General features: G+C 40.0%; 12 protein-coding genes. 3 read left to right on the top strand and 9 right to left on the bottom strand.

Annotation, left to right across the window (positions count from 1 at the left end; all coding sequences use genetic code 11):
• Window positions 1-149: 149 nt before the first annotated feature.
• From MR054_RS11715 to lepA, 7 genes are all read right to left on the bottom strand, one after another.
• The gene (locus tag MR054_RS11715) at window positions 150-2,552 is read right to left on the bottom strand and encodes a glycoside hydrolase family 31 protein (protein WP_242158011.1); all 2,403 of its coding nucleotides are present in this window, start codon (window positions 2,550-2,552) and stop codon (window positions 150-152) included.
• Between the two features lie 133 nt (window positions 2,553-2,685).
• Window positions 2,686-4,596: a 1,4-alpha-glucan branching protein GlgB gene (gene glgB / locus MR054_RS11710; protein ID WP_242158010.1), complete on the bottom strand. Its 1,911-nt coding sequence runs from the start codon at window positions 4,594-4,596 to the stop codon at window positions 2,686-2,688.
• Window positions 4,597-4,599: 3 nt separating this feature from the next.
• Window positions 4,600-6,228 (bottom strand): trehalose synthase, encoded by a 1,629-nt coding sequence (locus MR054_RS11705; RefSeq protein ID WP_242158009.1) that lies wholly within the window; start codon window positions 6,226-6,228, stop codon window positions 4,600-4,602.
• A 1-nt stretch (window position 6,229) separates the two neighbouring features.
• Window positions 6,230-8,170 carry an alpha-1,4-glucan--maltose-1-phosphate maltosyltransferase gene (locus tag MR054_RS11700; protein ID WP_242158008.1) on the bottom strand — a complete coding sequence of 647 codons (1,941 nt, stop codon included), beginning with the start codon at window positions 8,168-8,170 and terminating at the stop codon, window positions 6,230-6,232.
• 41 nt (window positions 8,171-8,211) lie between these two features.
• Window positions 8,212-9,477, bottom strand: a complete 1,266-nt coding sequence (locus MR054_RS11695; protein ID WP_242083552.1) for a glucose-1-phosphate adenylyltransferase — start codon at window positions 9,475-9,477, stop codon at window positions 8,212-8,214.
• A 35-nt stretch (window positions 9,478-9,512) separates the two neighbouring features.
• The gene (gene glgA, locus MR054_RS11690; protein WP_242158007.1) at window positions 9,513-10,715 is read right to left on the bottom strand and encodes a glycogen synthase; all 1,203 of its coding nucleotides are present in this window, start codon (window positions 10,713-10,715) and stop codon (window positions 9,513-9,515) included.
• A gap of 461 nt (window positions 10,716-11,176) precedes the next feature.
• Window positions 11,177-12,973, bottom strand: coding sequence for a translation elongation factor 4 (lepA, locus tag MR054_RS11685; RefSeq protein WP_242083548.1), 1,797 nt, complete (start codon window positions 12,971-12,973; stop codon window positions 11,177-11,179).
• Window positions 12,974-13,096: 123 nt separating this feature from the next.
• On the opposite strand from lepA, the gene dusB reads away from it, so the two are divergent.
• Window positions 13,097-14,092: a tRNA dihydrouridine synthase DusB gene (dusB, locus tag MR054_RS11680; protein WP_242083547.1), complete on the top strand. Its 996-nt coding sequence runs from the start codon at window positions 13,097-13,099 to the stop codon at window positions 14,090-14,092.
• 114 nt (window positions 14,093-14,206) lie between these two features.
• Here the strand turns inward: dusB and MR054_RS11675 are convergent, their stop codons facing one another.
• Window positions 14,207-15,424: an ABC transporter permease gene (locus MR054_RS11675; RefSeq protein ID WP_242158006.1), complete on the bottom strand. Its 1,218-nt coding sequence runs from the start codon at window positions 15,422-15,424 to the stop codon at window positions 14,207-14,209.
• Window positions 15,425-15,820: a 30S ribosome-binding factor RbfA gene (rbfA, locus tag MR054_RS11670; RefSeq protein ID WP_242083545.1), complete on the bottom strand. Its 396-nt coding sequence runs from the start codon at window positions 15,818-15,820 to the stop codon at window positions 15,425-15,427. It abuts the gene before it with no gap.
• Between the two features lie 77 nt (window positions 15,821-15,897).
• Here rbfA and mce point away from each other — a divergent pair, with 77 nt between their 5' ends.
• The gene (gene mce, locus MR054_RS11665) at window positions 15,898-16,302 is read left to right on the top strand and encodes a methylmalonyl-CoA epimerase (RefSeq protein WP_242083544.1); all 405 of its coding nucleotides are present in this window, start codon (window positions 15,898-15,900) and stop codon (window positions 16,300-16,302) included.
• 140 nt (window positions 16,303-16,442) lie between these two features.
• Entirely contained in the window at window positions 16,443-16,718 is a 276-nt protein-coding gene (locus MR054_RS11660) for a GIY-YIG nuclease family protein (RefSeq protein WP_242158005.1), read from the top strand.
• The last annotated feature ends 9 nt before the right edge of the window (window positions 16,719-16,727 follow it).

Below are 16,727 nucleotides of genomic sequence, written 5' to 3'. Positions count from 1 at the left end.
CTAGCCGCCGCATTTAGCATGTTTTATTTAGATGGGCGTTAGAAGCACGTAAGCCATTTGTCATGGGAGACATTTACCTGAACTGATTTCCGAATTCCTGGCAAATTACCAATGAAAATGCCCTTTTAAAACCTTGTTTATTGGATTTCTTAGGCCATAATATGAAGTTCCGTAAATTCTTTGGTCAGTACGAGCGTATTATCACCATTAAGTTTTATATCCTTAAACTTAATTTCTACATTGTCAACCTGTACTTTCGAGATTTTAAACGGCAACCCATGAAGGTCCAATTTAAATGTTTTATAAGTGGTAATAAACTTACCGGATTTGTGTTGTTGGATAATCAATTCTTCCTTTTTTCCCAAGAGTTTAAAGGTTCTTAAACTATACCTTCCTTTTATGTAATCGTAACCGTCTGTAGCGTCTTCGTAGACCTCCGAGGTTTCGCTGCCGAGTTTATAATACACATCGAGTAACAGTTCATCAATATCTTTTTCGCCAACATATTGTTGAATCGGATATTTAGGGATAATAGCCCCTTCTTTAACAAAAATGGGCATGCTATCCAAATCGGCATCGACCCATAACTCCTGTCCTCCAATAACCACATCGTCTGACCAGAAATTGTACCAAAGCCCCCTTGGAATATACATACGACGCCCCTTTTGGTTAGGCCCATTTATAGGACAAACAAGCATTTTTTCACCAAACATAAATTCATCATTTCTATAATGCGTTTGGGGATCATCCTGGTCGTACAATACCAGTGACTTCAAAATAGGAATTCCTTCTTCGGCATATCGCCAAAAAGCGGTATATAAATACGGTAGCAGCTGGTATCTTAGTTCAATAAATTTTTTAACCACATGGGTAATAGTTGGTCCAAAGGCCCATGGTTCCTGATTGCCATGGTCACCAGAGGAATGTGTTCTACAGAAGGGATGGAATATCCCCAGTTGAATCCAACGGGCATATAACTCGCCATTAGGTTGTTCTGCAAACCCACCGATATCGGATCCCACAAAAGAGAAACCGGACATGGCCATACGCTGTGCCTGTAAATTAGCAATATTGAGATGATCCCATGTGGCCACATTATCACCTGTCCAACTCGAGGTGTACCGTTGAGTACCTGAATAGGCGGCTCGGGTTATTACAAACGGACGCTTTGGATAGCTGAATTTTTTTAATCCCTGATAAGTAGCCCGGGCCATTTGCATGCCATAAATATTGTGCGCCTTTCTATGACTACATGGATTGCCCTCATAGTCATGGCGGACATCATTCGGGAAGGTTTTACCCGGAACGTCCATTACAGCGGGTTCATTCATATCATTCCACACGCCTTTGACCCCAATATCTTCGATGAGTTCTTTAAACAGGTCAGACCACCATTCCCTGACCTCCGGATTTGTAAAATCCGGGAAGTAGCATTCACCCGGCCAAACTTTACCTTTCATATAAGGACCATCGGCGCGTTTACAAAAATAATCATTCTCAAGCCCTTCTTTGAACACGTCATAATCCATGTCAATTTTAATACCGGGATCTATAATAACAATGGTTTTAAACCCGTCTTCCGCCAATTCTTTCACCATGCGTTTTGGATCCGGAAAATACTCTTTGCTCCAGGTAAAGCATCTAAACCCTTCCATATAATCAATGTCTAAATAGATGGCATCACATGGAATTTCCAATTCTCTGAATTTGGCTGTGACTTCCTTTACGTTGGATTCGGGATAATAGCTCCATTTACATTGATGGTATCCCAATGCCCAAAGCGGTGGCAGGGCATGCGGTTTTCCGGTTAAATCGGTATAATTGGCAACCACTTCGGTCATTTCCGGACCATAAATAAAGTAGTAGTTCATTTCACCGCCATGCGCCCAAAAACTGGTTATATTTCGACGCTCATGACAAAAATCAAAAAATGTCTTAAAGGTATTATCGAAAAATATGCCGTAAGCTTTCTTATTATGAAGTCCCGTATAAAAGGGAATGGCCTTATAAATGGGATCGGTGTCTCTCCCGTAGGCATAGGAATCGGTTACCCAATTTTCAAAACGCTTCCCTTTTAAGTTATTGTCTACAGGTTTATCACCAAGCCCGTAGTAACTTTCGCCAGGCTGGGCCGTTTTAGACATCTTAACCACATTACCACCATATTCATAACTTTCTTCCCAATGGAAACCAAGTTCATCCTCACAGATAAGTGTATTGTCTTTAGCATCAAATAGGGTCACCCTAAGGTCTGCCTTTGAAATATGGCAGATCAGTTTAGTGGTTGTAACGATGTATTTATTCTTACTTTCGGTAACCTCGAGAAAATTATATCCTCTACTGGCATATTTCGTAATGGCATAAGAGAAGTCATTTTCAAATATACCGGTGGTGGTATATCTGAAACGAAGGATACTATCGCGACGAACAGTAACCTGGAGAATCACTCCATTTTCTGTTTTAAAAGAGAGGACGTTAAGGTTTTTTTCGTATGAAATTATTTTGGCAGGAAATATATTCCCTTTATGTTCTAATTCAGTGTTTAATATCATATATAATGATTTAATGAATTAGCGAAAATAATAAATATTATAGGTATAATATCCTTTTATTTTGCAAAAATATCACCGATTATTTGTTTATAAATGAAATAATCGGTGATATAATTATAAAAGCATCAATGAGTTAAGGCTGAAACTGGAAAATGGTAACAGCCAGTGGCGGTAGCGTTAATTTGGCGGAATAGTCTTTCCCGTTCCACGGCTCTTTTTTAATGGCAATGGCACGTTTATTATGTACTGCACTTCCACCATATTTGTTATCGTCACTATTAAAAATCTCCTTTAGTTTTCCTTTTCTTGGGAGTCCAATCCCATAGTTTTCCCTAATTGAAGGCGTTAGATTACACACAACAACAACATCATTTTCAGGGTCTTTTCCTTTTCTAATATAGGATATGACACAGTTTTCGTGGTCTCCGTAATTAATCCATTCAAATCCGTCATGACTAAATTGTTTTTCGAATAAGGCAGGAGTCTCTTTATAAAAGGTGTTCAGGGCCTTAAAATAGGTTTGAAGGTTTTTATGCGGTTCAAATTCCAACAAATTCCAATCCAGACTTCCTTGAAAATCCCATTCGTTATATTGTCCAAATTCACCACCCATAAACAATAATTTTGCACCGGGATGTGTGAACATATAACCATATAGGAGACGAAGATTTGCAAAGCGCTGCCAGTCATCTCCCGGCATTCTTCCTAATATGGAGTTTTTGCCATACACCACTTCGTCATGCGACAGTGGTAGCATAAAGTTTTCCGTAAAAGCATAAGCTAAACTAAAGGTAATATCGTTTTGATGATATTGTCTATAGATAGGATCTTTTTTAAAGTACTCCAAGGTATCGTGCATCCAACCCATCATCCATTTCATACCGAAACCAAGACCGCCTAAAAAAACAGGTCGTGAAACTCCTGAAAAGGCTGTAGACTCTTCGGCAATGGTTTGTACATCCGGAAAAGACCGGTAAACTTCTTCATTGAGTTCCCTTAAAAAGGCTATGGCTTCCAGATTTTCCCTGCCACCAAACATGTTTGGTTCCCACTGACCATCTTCTCTTGAATAATCTAAGAACAGCATGGACGCCACGGCATCAACACGTAAGCCATCCGCATGGTATTGATCCATCCAGTAAACCGCATTACTAATTAAAAAGGATTTTACTTCATTTCGACCATAATTGAAAATTAAACTTTTCCAATCCTGGTGATAGCCTTTTCGGGGATCGGGATGTTCATACAAACATGATCCATCGAAAAAACCTAAACCATGGGCGTCTTCCGGAAAGTGAGATGGCACCCAGTCCAAAATAATTCCAATATCGTTCTGGTGTAGTTTATCAACCAGATATTTAAATTCTTCCGGATAGCCAAAGCGTGAGGACGGCGCAAAATAGCCCGTTACCTGATAGCCCCAAGACGGGTCATAGGGGAATTCCATTATAGGCATGAGTTCTACATGTGTAAAATTCATGTCCTTAATGTAATTTACCAGGTCGTCAGCCAGTTCGTGATAAGACATAAAACGGTTTTCCTCCACATGTTTTTTCCAGGAGCCCAGGTGCACTTCATAGACCGAATAAGGCGCATCTAAGGCATTGTGCTCCATACGCTTTTTCATCCATTTGGCATCCTTCCATTTATAGCTGTCATCCCAAACAATGGAGGCCGTTTTCGGGGGATGCTCGGAGCGTCTGGCATATGGGTCTGCTTTTTCCGTTTTAATATTATTGTGGTGGCTGTGTATTTTATATTTATAGATAGCGCCTTTGCCAACTTCAGGGATAAAACCCTCCCAGATACCACTACTGTCCCATCGTACATTTAATTGGTGCTCCCCTTCCAGCCAATAGTTGAAATCTCCAATGACTGAAATCGATTTTGCACTTGGGGCCCATACTGCAAAATAAGTGCCTTTAACACCATCTACAGTGACGAGGTGCGATCCAAACTTTTCATATAATCGATAGTGTTTTCCTGCTTTAAACAGATTAATATCGAATTCAGAAAACAAACTATAAGGTGTAACGTGTGCCATAAATTAATGATTTATAATATTAGAGATTCCCTTGAGTGGAATGACTGCCCATTCAGGCCGTGAATTAAGCTCATAGCCCAGTTCATAAACCGCTTTTTCCAACAGACAATATTTTAAAATAAAAATGCGTTCCTGGTTGTATCCTATGTTCAGGTTAGCATTTTGAGTCTCGGTAACGTAAGTGCCCAAAAACAACCCCGTAATGTACCTGTACAACACTTCTCCAGCCTTAAACAACTGATCCCGATTAAAGGGGTAATGTTCAGGGTTATTGAATATGGTGGCATAAATGGCATAGTGAAACGATCTAAAAATACCTGCCACATCCTTAAGTGGGGATTGTTTTACTTTTCTGTCCCTTATGGTACTTTCGGGCTCACCTTCAAAATCAAGAATGTAAAAATCGTTTTCTTTTACCAGTACCTGACCCAGATGGTAATCGCCATGAATTCTAATGCGCTCGCCTTTAAGCCTGGTCCAATCAAAATCCACAAAACGTTTTCTAATCTCATTTTTTTTATCCAGAAACTCATGGGCTAGTTCCAGAGCCAGACCTTCCAACTTATGGATGTTGTTTTCGACCGCATTCAACCTGTTTTGAAACTGATACAATACCTTATTTTTTAGCCATACGGTATAATCGCCGTTATAATGTGCTGGTGTAAAAGCGGTTTCTTCAAACTCCGAACCTAATGCAATATGCATTTCGGCCGTGCGTTTTGCTAAAGTTTGTACTTGCAAAAACAAATGTAATCCCGCCCAGTCTATTATTTGCGGGGGGATATCCCTAATATCTAGATCCAGATATAAATTAACGATGGGTAAATTCTCGATCGAAATATTTTTATATTCCAAATTTGAAAACACTTTGTGTAATTCCTTTAACGTATATTCCCAGGCGTCTCCCTCATTTGGAATCATTTCCTGCATCAGGCCAATGGTGATATTGACGTCATCCGAATCCACCAAGTTGATACTACCCAGATACGAAGGCGTGTTTTTAAACCCCTTTTTTTCAGACAAAAATCGACTCATTTCATAATCCGGATTCTTATCTGCAAAAATTCTTCTAAAAAATTTAAGAACATATTTCTCGTTGTAAATTAATGAGGTATTACTCTGCTCTAAACCCATAAATCTTGAGGACTCATAGGAGTTATCCACAAACAAGTGACTTTTATGGTACTGTACTTTTGTTGTATCTATGGGTTCGGCTGTTACAATGCGCTCGAAAACTAATTTTCTAAATGATTCCAAATTTGTCGCATCAATAATATGCCCTTTTTGTCCATTAATTTCAATGGGCAAAATCCTGTCCTGCTGCGCAAAGTTTTCGTCGGTTACAAAAGCGATGGGTAAAAAGTAATGCTGATAAAATGCTTCAACAAAATTAACCTCTAAAATAAGGCCGTAATACATTTCTCCTTTTTGCTGGATTTTAAAAAATTCGGCAAGTTCGATGTACTTTAGCTTACTGGACTTCCCACCATACCAACGTTGTTGGACGATGTAGTTTTCTAAAACATCAGATAAAAAGATATTAACAAAATCAGCACTATCCAGTAACTCTTCCCAGTTCTTTTGAAACTGAAACGTAGATTCCGATCCGGATACGGCTTTTTGGTCTGTCATTCTATTTATTTATTTTAAAGATATGGAATGGCAAGCTCGGATGGAGCTCAACAAAACTCCACTCGTTAAACCAATCGTAATGGCTGTCTGTAATTAAGTCGTGCATGTCCAAACGATGTCCTGCATGCACACCCAGGGCCTCGAGCGGTACTTGAACAGTTCCTTGTTGTGAACTGTGCTCATCTAAACTTATAATCACAAGAAAGTGGTTTGTTTTGGCGTCATTCCATTTATGAAAGGCTATTAGGTTGTCATTATCAATATGACAGAACGTTATATTGTTGGTTTGCTGTAAGGCCTCGTTATGATTTCTAATATAATTTATTTTGGCAATTATCGTGGTAAGTTTATTTTCGACCGTCCAATCGTAATGCGCGATCTGAAATTTCTCTGAATTTAAATACTCTTCTTTTCCGAGCAGGGAACTGGATAACATAAATTCGAAAACCGGGCCATAGATTCCAATACAGGAACTTAAGGTGGCGGCAAGCGCATAACGCTGCATGTGTTTGGACTCTCCTGCACCCTGTAAATGAAAAGGATTGATATCCGGAGTATTGGGCCAAAAATTGGGTTGCATGTATTCACTTAATTCGCTTTTGGTCAATTCTTCGACATATTCGACAAGTTCATGTTTCGTATTGCGCCAGGTAAAATAAGTATAGGACTGGGTATAACCCTGTTTGGCTAATTGTTGCATTACCTTGGGGGCAGTAAAGGCTTCTGCAAGGAAGATGACATTAGGATGCTTGGCCTTTACCTTTTCAATAATCCAATTCCAAAAATAAAAAGGCTTGGTATGTGGGTTGTCGACTCTAAATATTTCAATGCCACAATCGATCCAATAGAGCAAGATATCCAGGCATTCATTCCACAGATTTTTGTAGTCCTGACTCTCCCAATAAATGGGTAATATGTCCTGATACTTTTTTGGCGGGTTTTCGGCATACTGTACCGTTCCGTCTGGTCGCCATTTAAACCATTGCGGATGTTCTTTTACCCAGGGATGATCGGGAGCAGCCTGCAGGGCATAGTCCATGGCAATTTCCAGGTTATTGTCCTTTGCTCGCTGGATCAATGATTTAAAATCATTAAGAGTTCCTAAATCGGGATGAATCGCTTTATGACCTCCAAACCTTGATCCCACGCCCCATGTGGAGCCTACATCTCCCGGTTTGGCTTCCGTAGTATTGTTTTTTCCTTTTCGGTTCACTTCTCCAATAGGATGAATTGGAGGTAAATACACCACATCGAACCCCATGTTTTTAATGCGCGGTAAGAGCCGTTCGCAATCCTTAAAGGTACCGTGGACACCTTCTTTTTTTGAAGCTGAGCGTGGAAAGAATTCATACCAGGTACTGAAACGCGCTTTCTTTCTATCCACATAAACCCGATATTCATCAGAGTGGTTTTCCAGTAATTTAATGGGGTGCTGGTAAAGCAAGTCCTTAAGTCTTTCGGAAGTTGCTTCAGTTATGGCCTCACCATAGGCGCTTTCATCTCTAAAGATATCATAGAGATGCTCGAGATAAACTTTATCGCTTGTTGAGCTGATCTCGTCCAGAATGACCTTGATATATTCTGCGCCTTCAAGCAATTCTGAGGACACATGTTGGTTGTCGTCAATTTTTCTAACGATGCCATATCTCCAATTCAGGGCGTAATCGACCCAAGCCTGAACTTTATAGCTGTAAAACCCCTGTTTTTGAACGGTAAAAGCGCCATGCCATTCGTCGTTAACAACCAATCGCATTCGGGTTTCCGTCCAGTCCTTATCGTCTTCGTATTTATATAAAATGGAAGCCCCCAATACATCATGGCCATCGGCCAGTACATGGGCATTTATTTTCACGGTTTCGTTTACGACCCTTTTTATATAGTATTGCCCACAATTAACACTGGGCGACACATAATCAATGACAACTCTTCTTTGGTCTTGCATACGTTTGGTTGGATAGAAATATTTTAGAAATGAAAGGCAATCTAAATGACAAATCCTTTTGGTATCACTGCTTCTTTTTTAACCACAACAATACCATCTTTAACAAAATAGGTATCCGTTTCGGTGTCTTCGAGATGCTTACCGCCATTTATTCTCACGTCATCCCCGATACGACAGTTTTTATCAATAATGGCGTTTTTTATAAAACAACGCTCCCCGATACCCAATAGGATATCAATCTTTTTCGAATCAATTTCGGCAAGGGTTTCATAATAATCCGATCCCATCATATAGGTGTTTATAATAGTAGATTCGTTTCCGATTCTAGAACGAATTCCAATAACCGATTGCTCTATTTTGGCGGCACTAATAATGCAGCCTTCCGAGATGACGGCTTTTTCCAGCATGGTCCCGGCAATTTTTGTAGTTGGCAACATCCTGGCCCTAGTGTAAATCCGTTTACTTTTATCGTATAAATCAAATTTCGGGATATCATCGGTTAGTCCTAAATTGGCCTCAAAGAAGGAATCGATGTTTCCAATATCGGTCCAATAGCCTTCGTATTGATAACTTAAGGTTTTATGCTTATCAATATTTTGTGGAATGATTTCTTTACCAAAGTCGTTAGTATTGGCATCGGACATTAGTTCAACCAATAAATCCCGGTTAAAGACGTAAATCCCCATGGAGGCCAAATAATGCCGGTTTTGCTTCTTCATCTCGTCACTCACTTCGGATGTCCAATCGGGTAACAAACTGGAATCCGGTTTTTCTATGAAGGAGGTTACCACATTTTGATCGTCGGACTTCATAATCCCAAACTCAGTGGCATCTTTCGCATTCACGGGAATGGTGGCAATAGTGATTTCAGCATTATTTTTTTCATGGGCTTCAATCATTAGATCGTAATCCATTTGATAGAGTTGGTCTCCCGATAAGATCAGGGCATAATCAAAATCATGTCTCATAAAGTGATGCATGCTTTGCCTTACCGCATCGGCGGTACCCTGGAACCAGGTTTTGTTTTGCGGGGTTTGTTCGGCGGCTAAGACATCCACAAAAGCACTGCTAAAAAAACTAAAGTGATAGGTGTTTTTTATATGACGATTCAGTGATGCCGAATTAAACTGGGTTAACACGTACATGCGCTTTATGTCTGAGTTGATACAATTTGAAATAGGGATATCCACCAATCTGTATTTTCCGGCAATAGGGACTGCCGGCTTTGATCTGTCTTTTGTTAAGGGGTATAATCTTGATCCTTGTCCACCACCTAAAATAATGGCTAAAACCTTATTATTAAGCATATATTCAGTTGTTTTTAGTTAGTATTTGGTATTATTTATATTAACGACTTATAGAGAGACTCAACCTGTTTGGCAATTGCAGCCCAATCAAAATAGTCCTCGACTCGTTTTCGACCATTTTCGGCCATTTTATGCCTGAGGGCTTCATCATGAATAAGGGTATTTATACCGGTGGCCAAATCTCTTGAAAATGCATCGGGGTCCACCGGTTCAAACGGGGCTTCTTTCTGCTGTTCTAAAGGGATAAGAATTCCGGTTTCATTTGGCACAACCACTTCTTTAATCCCTCCAACCGCACTGGCCACAACGGCCGTGTTACAGGCCATGGCTTCAATATTAATGATGCCAAAAGGTTCATAAATTGACGGACAACAAAACACATCGGCATGGGAATACAATTGAATGATCTCTTTTTTGGTCACCATTTTATCAATCCAGATCACATTATGACGGGTTTTCTTCACCTCATTGACACTGTCTTCCATCTCTTTGGCAATTTCAGGGGTGTCCGGGGCACCGGCACAAAGTACAATTTGCGTATCGGGGTCGATATATTTTATGGCATTTACTAAATGGATGATTCCTTTTTGGCGTGTTATTCTGCCAACGAACAGGACATAAGGTTTGGTTTTGTCGACACCATAGGCATCCAGAGTTTCGGACGCTGAAGTAAGAACGTACTCTTGCAAGTTTATGCCATTATAAATGACTTTAACTTTTTTTTCGTCTACATTAAAATGTTTTAAAACATCAACTTTGGTTTCTTCGGATACCGCTATGATGGCATCAGCCATCTCAATGGCTGTTTTTTCAACCCAGGATGATGCATCATAACCCCGTCCCAATTGCTCACGTTTCCAGGGGCGAAGCGGTTCTAAAGAGTGTGTGGTAATAACCAAGGGAGTTCCATAACACAACTTTGTAAGAATACCTGCAAATTGGGCATACCAGGTATGGCAGTGAACCACTTGTGCATTTACCGGATCTACATTCATCCGGATACAGGTACTTAAGGTTTGAAACACGGCTTTTAATTTTCCATCAGCCGATTCGAAAACGGGATGGTCGTAAGGAAACCCTTTAATGCTCAGATTATGGCGTGATTCGTCCTGATCTCCAAAGCAGCGCACATCAACCTCCATGAGCTTTGAAAGCTCTTCAGCCAAATATTCAACATGAACTCCCGCGCCTCCATAAACGTATGGCGGGAATTCCCGAGTGTAAAAAAGTGCTTTCATATAAAAAATTTATATTTTAGGTTTCCAATACAGCATTACAGGAAAATCCATGCATAACCATATCACCTGGCTTCATTTATTATAAGAATTACAGAACCGTTTTTGCTTAACAATCCATTTTTGGGATCATCAAACACGTATCAAAAATCACAAAATTGTTAATAACAAAAAAGGGTTATAACTTAAAATTAATGCTTTATTGATATTAAATAAACATAATGATAATAAGCGTTTGTTGTAGTTTAGGACACTAAACATAACTACGATGTTATAAACATACAAAATAATTATTAACAATTTTGGCGCAATAAAATTTTTACGAAAAAAAAAGCTTTTTTAAGCTAACCAAGAATTATTGGTAATAAAAATGAGCTTATCACCTAAAACATTAAACATATTTTTACGCAGTCGCTCATATAATAGGTATTTGGCATTAAATAATCAAATGAAATTACCTAAAATTAATCATTTAGTTTCAATACTGCCATGAATGCTTGTTGAGGAATTTCCACATTACCCACCTGGCGCATCCGCTTTTTCCCTTTTTTCTGCTTTTCCAACAGTTTACGCTTTCGTGAGATATCACCACCATAGCATTTGGCTGTAACATCTTTACGAAGGGCCTTTATGGTTTCCCTGGATATAATTTTAGCACCAATGGCCGCTTGTATGGGTATATCGAATTGCTGGCGCGGGATGAGCTCTTTTAGTTTTTCACACATTTTTTTACCGATATGCTGGGCGTTATCGGCATGTATTAAAGCCGATAGCGCATCGACAGGCTGAGCGTTCAATAAAATATCAACGCGAACCAGTTTGGATGGCCGCATGCCAATGGGGTGGTAATCGAAGGAGGCATATCCTTTTGATACGGTTTTTAGGCGATCGTAAAAATCAAAAACGATTTCTGCCAGGGGCAAATCGAAATTAAGTTCCACCCGGTCCTGTGTGAGATAAGTCTGGTTCGTAATCATCCCCCTTTTTTCAATGCATAAACTCATTACATTACCCACAAAGTCTGCTTTTGTAATGATGGAGGCCTTAATATAGGGCTCTTCCACCCTGTCTAAAGTGGAAGGATCCGGTAGATCCGACGGGTTATTAACAATGACAACCTCATCGGGTTGCTTTTTAACAAACGCGTGGTACGATACATTAGGGACTGTTGTTATCACGGTCATATCGAATTCGCGCTCCAGGCGTTCCTGGATAATTTCCATGTGGAGCATTCCCAAAAACCCACAGCGAAAACCAAAGCCCAGAGCCGCTGAACTTTCGGGTTGAAACACCAACGAGGCATCGTTAAGTTGTAATTTTTCCATCGACGCCCGAAGTTCTTCATAATCTTCTGTATCAACGGGATAGATTCCTGCAAATACCATTGGTTTAACATCTTCGAAACCGGAAATGGCGTTTTTAGTTGGGTTTTTGGCATCGGTTATCGTATCTCCAACCTTAACTTCTTTTGCTTCTTTAATACCGGTAATGACATACCCCACATCCCCTGCTTTAATTTCGTTTTTAGGAAGTTGTTTGAGTTTGAGGGTGCCTACCTCATCGGCAAAATAGTTTTTACCTGTTGCAATAAATTTTATGTGTTGCCCCTTTTTTATGGCTCCATTTATGACTCTAAAATAAGTTTCAACACCACGGAATGGATTGTATACCGAATCAAAAATTAAAGCCTGCAAAGGCTCATCCGGATTGCCTTTTGGGGGTGGAATACGTTCAATAACGGCTGCTAAAACCTGATCCACCCCAAAGCCTGTTTTGCCGCTGGCATGAATAACTTCGTCCGGACTACACCCTAATAAATTGACGATATCATCGGTGACTTCCTCAGGGTTGGCACTTGGCAGATCTACTTTATTTAAAATCGGAATAATTTCCAAATCGTTTTCCAGAGCCAAATAGAGATTAGAGATCGTTTGTGCCTGTATGCTCTGGGCGGCATCTACAATGAGCAGGGCGCCTTCACAAGCTGCAATAGACCGTGATACTTCATAGCTAAAATCGACATGACCCGGGGTATCGATAAGGTTTAAAACGTACTTTTCCCCCTGGTACACATAATCCATTTGAATGGCATGTGATTTAATGGTGATGCCTCGTTCACGCTCCAAATCCATATTATCAAGCAACTGATCCTGTTTCTCACGTTCGGTTACAGAACCCGTAAAATCCAATAAACGGTCTGCGAGCGTACTCTTACCATGATCTATATGTGCGATAATGCAAAAGTTTCTAATGTGCTTCATACAAAAATCTATGCCGAGATTGAATTTGCAAATATAGCTGATTTTTTGTTCAGACTTGTCTGGTTTTCAAATCCTGTGAGTTCTTTTGCAGAAAAACCTTAATTTTGCTCCAAAATTGTTGATTTGGTTAAAATAGATCACATAGAACTTTCAGATTTCCCCTTGCTTTTAGCTCCCATGGAAGATGTAAGCGACCCCCCTTTTCGAGCCCTCTGTAAGGAACAGGGTGCCGATGTCGTCTACACGGAGTTTGTGTCGAGTGAGGGTTTAATACGCAATGCGGCCAAAAGTGTTATGAAATTGGACATTTATGAAAAGGAACGGCCGGTGGGGATACAAATATTCGGAGCCAACCTGGACAGCATGCTGCAAACGATTGATATTGTGGAGCAGTCCAATCCGGATATTATTGACATTAATTTTGGTTGTCCGGTAAAAAAAGTAGTGAGCAAGGGAGCCGGTGCAGGCATTCTAAAAGATATTTGTCTTATGGAAAAGCTCACTGCCGAAATGGTTAAGCGCACCAACCTGCCCATTACGGTTAAAACACGTTTGGGATGGGACCATAATTCCATAAAAATCGTGGAGGTGGCGGAACGCCTTCAAGATGTGGGGTGTAAAGCCATAGCCATTCATGGGCGTACCCGTGCCCAGATGTACAAAGGGGATGCCGATTGGAGGCCCATTGCGGAGGTTAAAAATAATCCACGCATGCATATTCCGGTATTTGGAAATGGTGATGTGGACACTCCCGAAAGTGCTGCGAAAATGCGGGACAGTTATGGTTTGGATGGTGCTATGATTGGCAGAGCGAGTATAGGGAACCCCTGGTTTTTTAAACAGGTGAAACATTTTTTTAAAACCGGACAACACCTAGACCCCGTGTCTTTAGAAGCGCGTGTTGAGGCTGCCCGAAGACACTTGAAAATGGCTATTGATTGGAAAGGTGAAACCTTAGGTGTTTTTGAAACCCGCAGGCATTACACCAATTATTTTAAAGGGATTCCACACTTTAAGGAATATCGCACCAGAATGGTTACCAGCGACAGACCGGAAGACGTGTTTGCTACCTTCGATGAGGTCCTGGCCCAATTTTCCGACCATCAGTTTATGCATTAGACAGAACTTTTGCAAGAGCGATAGCAGTGGCTAGCTTTTGCAAAACCCGGGCCGGGATTTGCAAAACTAATAACGGATAGCGCGCTGTGCCACAGGCACACTTGCCCTAAAAAATCAATAATTCTGAACCAGGCTTTTTGTAATCCTGGAGGACGCTATTTTTGAAGCCAATATGCCTAATATGGCAATGGTAAAAAACACAATAAAAACGTTGATGATTTTAATCCTTACGGGATAAGGCAGGGTTGGTGTTATAAATACTTTTAAGGCTAAAGGCCCGTACAATTGATTTAGAGTTAAGGTCAATCCGATTACAATACCAAACAGGCCACCAATAATACTCATTAAGCTTCCTTGTAAAAAGAATATTTTTCGAATATCGTTCACATTTACCCCTATGTTAAACAGGGTATTGAGCGATTTCCTTTTGTCCAATATCATCATGATAATGGAACCGATAATATTAAAAAGTGCAATTATTAAGACCAGGGTAAATATGAGATAAACCGCAAGATTTTCGGTATTCAACATTTTGTACAAGGCATCGTTGAGCTGCACCCTGTTTTTTAGAACGACTTTATTCCCTAAAACCTGTTTTATGCGAGCTCTAACGAGCTCTTGATCGGCACCGGAACGCAATTTAAATTCAATGGCCGAAATTTGATTGGGCTTGTAATTCAAAAGACGTTGTGCGAGACTCAATGGCGAAAATACATAAGTATCGTTTAGTTTTTCATTAATAGAAAAAACCCCCACATTCACTGCGTTGACTGTGTTGAATGCTTTTTCGGCAGAAGTTATCTGTCCTTTTCCGGGCTTAGGCACATAGATGCTTATGGCCTTGTTGTAATCTAAAACACCAAAGGACAGATTAAATGATATGCCGGAACCCACTACAATCTGATTCGTTTTATCTTGAAACCAACTCCCCTGGTCCAAAATGGAATCGACGGTGTTGACCTTTTTAAAATTATTGTCCACCCCCTTGATGTAGGCACTCGGATAGGATTTGTCATCGGACATGATGAACACCCGTTCTTCCAAAACTTTGGAATAAACGGTAACATCCTCAATAAGGTCCAGTTGCCTAGTTTCTTCTTCGGATAAAAAGAAAGATTTTCCTTTGGCTGTTTCAGCTTTAAGGTCCGGGTCTATGATCGTCGAAAATTGAAGCGTGAAATCCTTTAAACCTGCGAAACCCGATAGAACGACAAACAAAGATGCGGCACCCAGAATCACACCGACCAGTGCTATAATAGTTATGATATTTATAGCATTGTTACTGCTTTTGGCACGTAAATAGCGTTTGGCTATGTAAAGGGGGAAATTCAATTAGGTTTTTTTTCTTTTATCGAGTAAGTCGGGCTGGTTTATAGGGTTGTCCTGTCTCTTAAGGGACTGTTCTATTTTGTCGATGTATTCCAGGGAATCATCTAGAAAAAATTCCAATTGCGGCATACGGCGTAATTGATGTTTGGTTCGCTGTGCCAATTCATGTCGTATGAGCGGGGCATTGGATGTTATGCCTTTGAGTATCTCATCTCCCTTGTTGTTGGGAAAGACGCTTACGTATATTTTTGCAAGGGATAAATCTACAGTGACCTTAACTTTAGAGACAGAAATTAAAATTCCCCGCATACCGCCCTGAGTAGCTGCATACTGAAGCACTTCGGCTAGATCACGTTGTAAAACCGATGCTATTTTTTTTTGTCTTTGACTTTCTTCCATACTGCAAAAGTAAATGATATTTAAAGATTAATTACCTTTGATATTTAAAATTTACAACATTAAAACTTGGTTACTAAATGATTAAAGTAGAACATATAGGCATAGCCGTTAAAAGTTTAGAGACTTCAAACGACGTATTTTCAAAATTATTTGGCGCATCTAATTATAAAATGGAAAATGTGGAAAGCGAAGGGGTCAATACCTCTTTTTTTCAAGTCGGCCCGAATAAAATTGAACTTTTGGAGGCTACCAGCTCCAGCAGCCCTATAGCTAAATTTATAGCTAAAAAAGGGGAGGGCATTCACCATATTGCTTTTGAAGTTGAGGATATTGTTTCGGAAATAAAACGCTTAAAGGAAGAAGGGTTTACCGTTTTGAATGATGTACCAAAGCGGGGAGCAGACCATAAATGGGTTGCTTTTTTACACCCTAAGTCCGTAAATGGCGTTTTAATAGAATTGTGCCAGGAGATAAACGATTAAAAAATCTTGTAGAGTTATAAAATATGTAGTAATATTGCACACTCTTTAAACGAGAGTACAGTGGTAAAATGCCGAAAAAGGGCTTATACCCGGCTACCTGCCGGTGAGGCAGGCAGGGAGTATCTGACGAAGTAGATACTATGTTTGTTTACGTTCTTATTAGTGAAAAAGACAGAAGGTTTTATGTAGGCATGACCTCTAATGTTGAAAAGAGGTTAAAGGAGCATAATGCTGGAAGGACGAAAAGTACAAAGGGTTATTGCCCTTGGAAATTGTTTTTCTTTGAAGATTTTAATACAAGGGAAGAAGCTAGGAAGCGAGAAAAGTATCTAAAATCTGGATATGGGAAACAATGGATAAAAGAAAAATATAAACGGTCCTATAACTCAGTTGGTTACCTGCCTACCTGCCGGTGAGGCAGGCAG

This window comes from Aestuariivivens sediminis (genome assembly GCF_022662105.1).
Lineage (GTDB): Bacteria > Bacteroidota > Bacteroidia > Flavobacteriales > Flavobacteriaceae > Aestuariivivens > Aestuariivivens sediminis.
Note: the sequence above shows the minus strand (reverse complement) of the source record. Positions and strands in the feature narration are given on the sequence as shown.

Excerpts from the sequence above, each read along its gene's own strand:
- MR054_RS11715 (WP_242158011.1), bottom strand. The coding sequence starts at position 2,552 with ATGATATTAAACACTGAATTAGAACATAAAGGGAATATATTTCCTGCC.
- glgB (WP_242158010.1), bottom strand. The coding sequence starts at position 4,596 with ATGGCACACGTTACACCTTATAGTTTGTTTTCTGAATTCGATATTAAT.
- MR054_RS11705 (WP_242158009.1), bottom strand. The coding sequence starts at position 6,228 with ATGACAGACCAAAAAGCCGTATCCGGATCGGAATCTACGTTTCAGTTT.
- MR054_RS11700 (WP_242158008.1), bottom strand. The coding sequence starts at position 8,170 with ATGCAAGACCAAAGAAGAGTTGTCATTGATTATGTGTCGCCCAGTGTT.
- MR054_RS11695 (WP_242083552.1), bottom strand. The coding sequence starts at position 9,477 with ATGCTTAATAATAAGGTTTTAGCCATTATTTTAGGTGGTGGACAAGGA.
- glgA (WP_242158007.1), bottom strand. The coding sequence starts at position 10,715 with ATGAAAGCACTTTTTTACACTCGGGAATTCCCGCCATACGTTTATGGA.
- lepA (WP_242083548.1), bottom strand. The coding sequence starts at position 12,973 with ATGAAGCACATTAGAAACTTTTGCATTATCGCACATATAGATCATGGT.
- rbfA (WP_242083545.1), bottom strand. The coding sequence starts at position 15,820 with ATGGAAGAAAGTCAAAGACAAAAAAAAATAGCATCGGTTTTACAACGT.
- mce (WP_242083544.1), top strand. The coding sequence starts at position 15,898 with ATGATTAAAGTAGAACATATAGGCATAGCCGTTAAAAGTTTAGAGACT.
- MR054_RS11660 (WP_242158005.1), top strand. The coding sequence starts at position 16,443 with ATGTTTGTTTACGTTCTTATTAGTGAAAAAGACAGAAGGTTTTATGTA.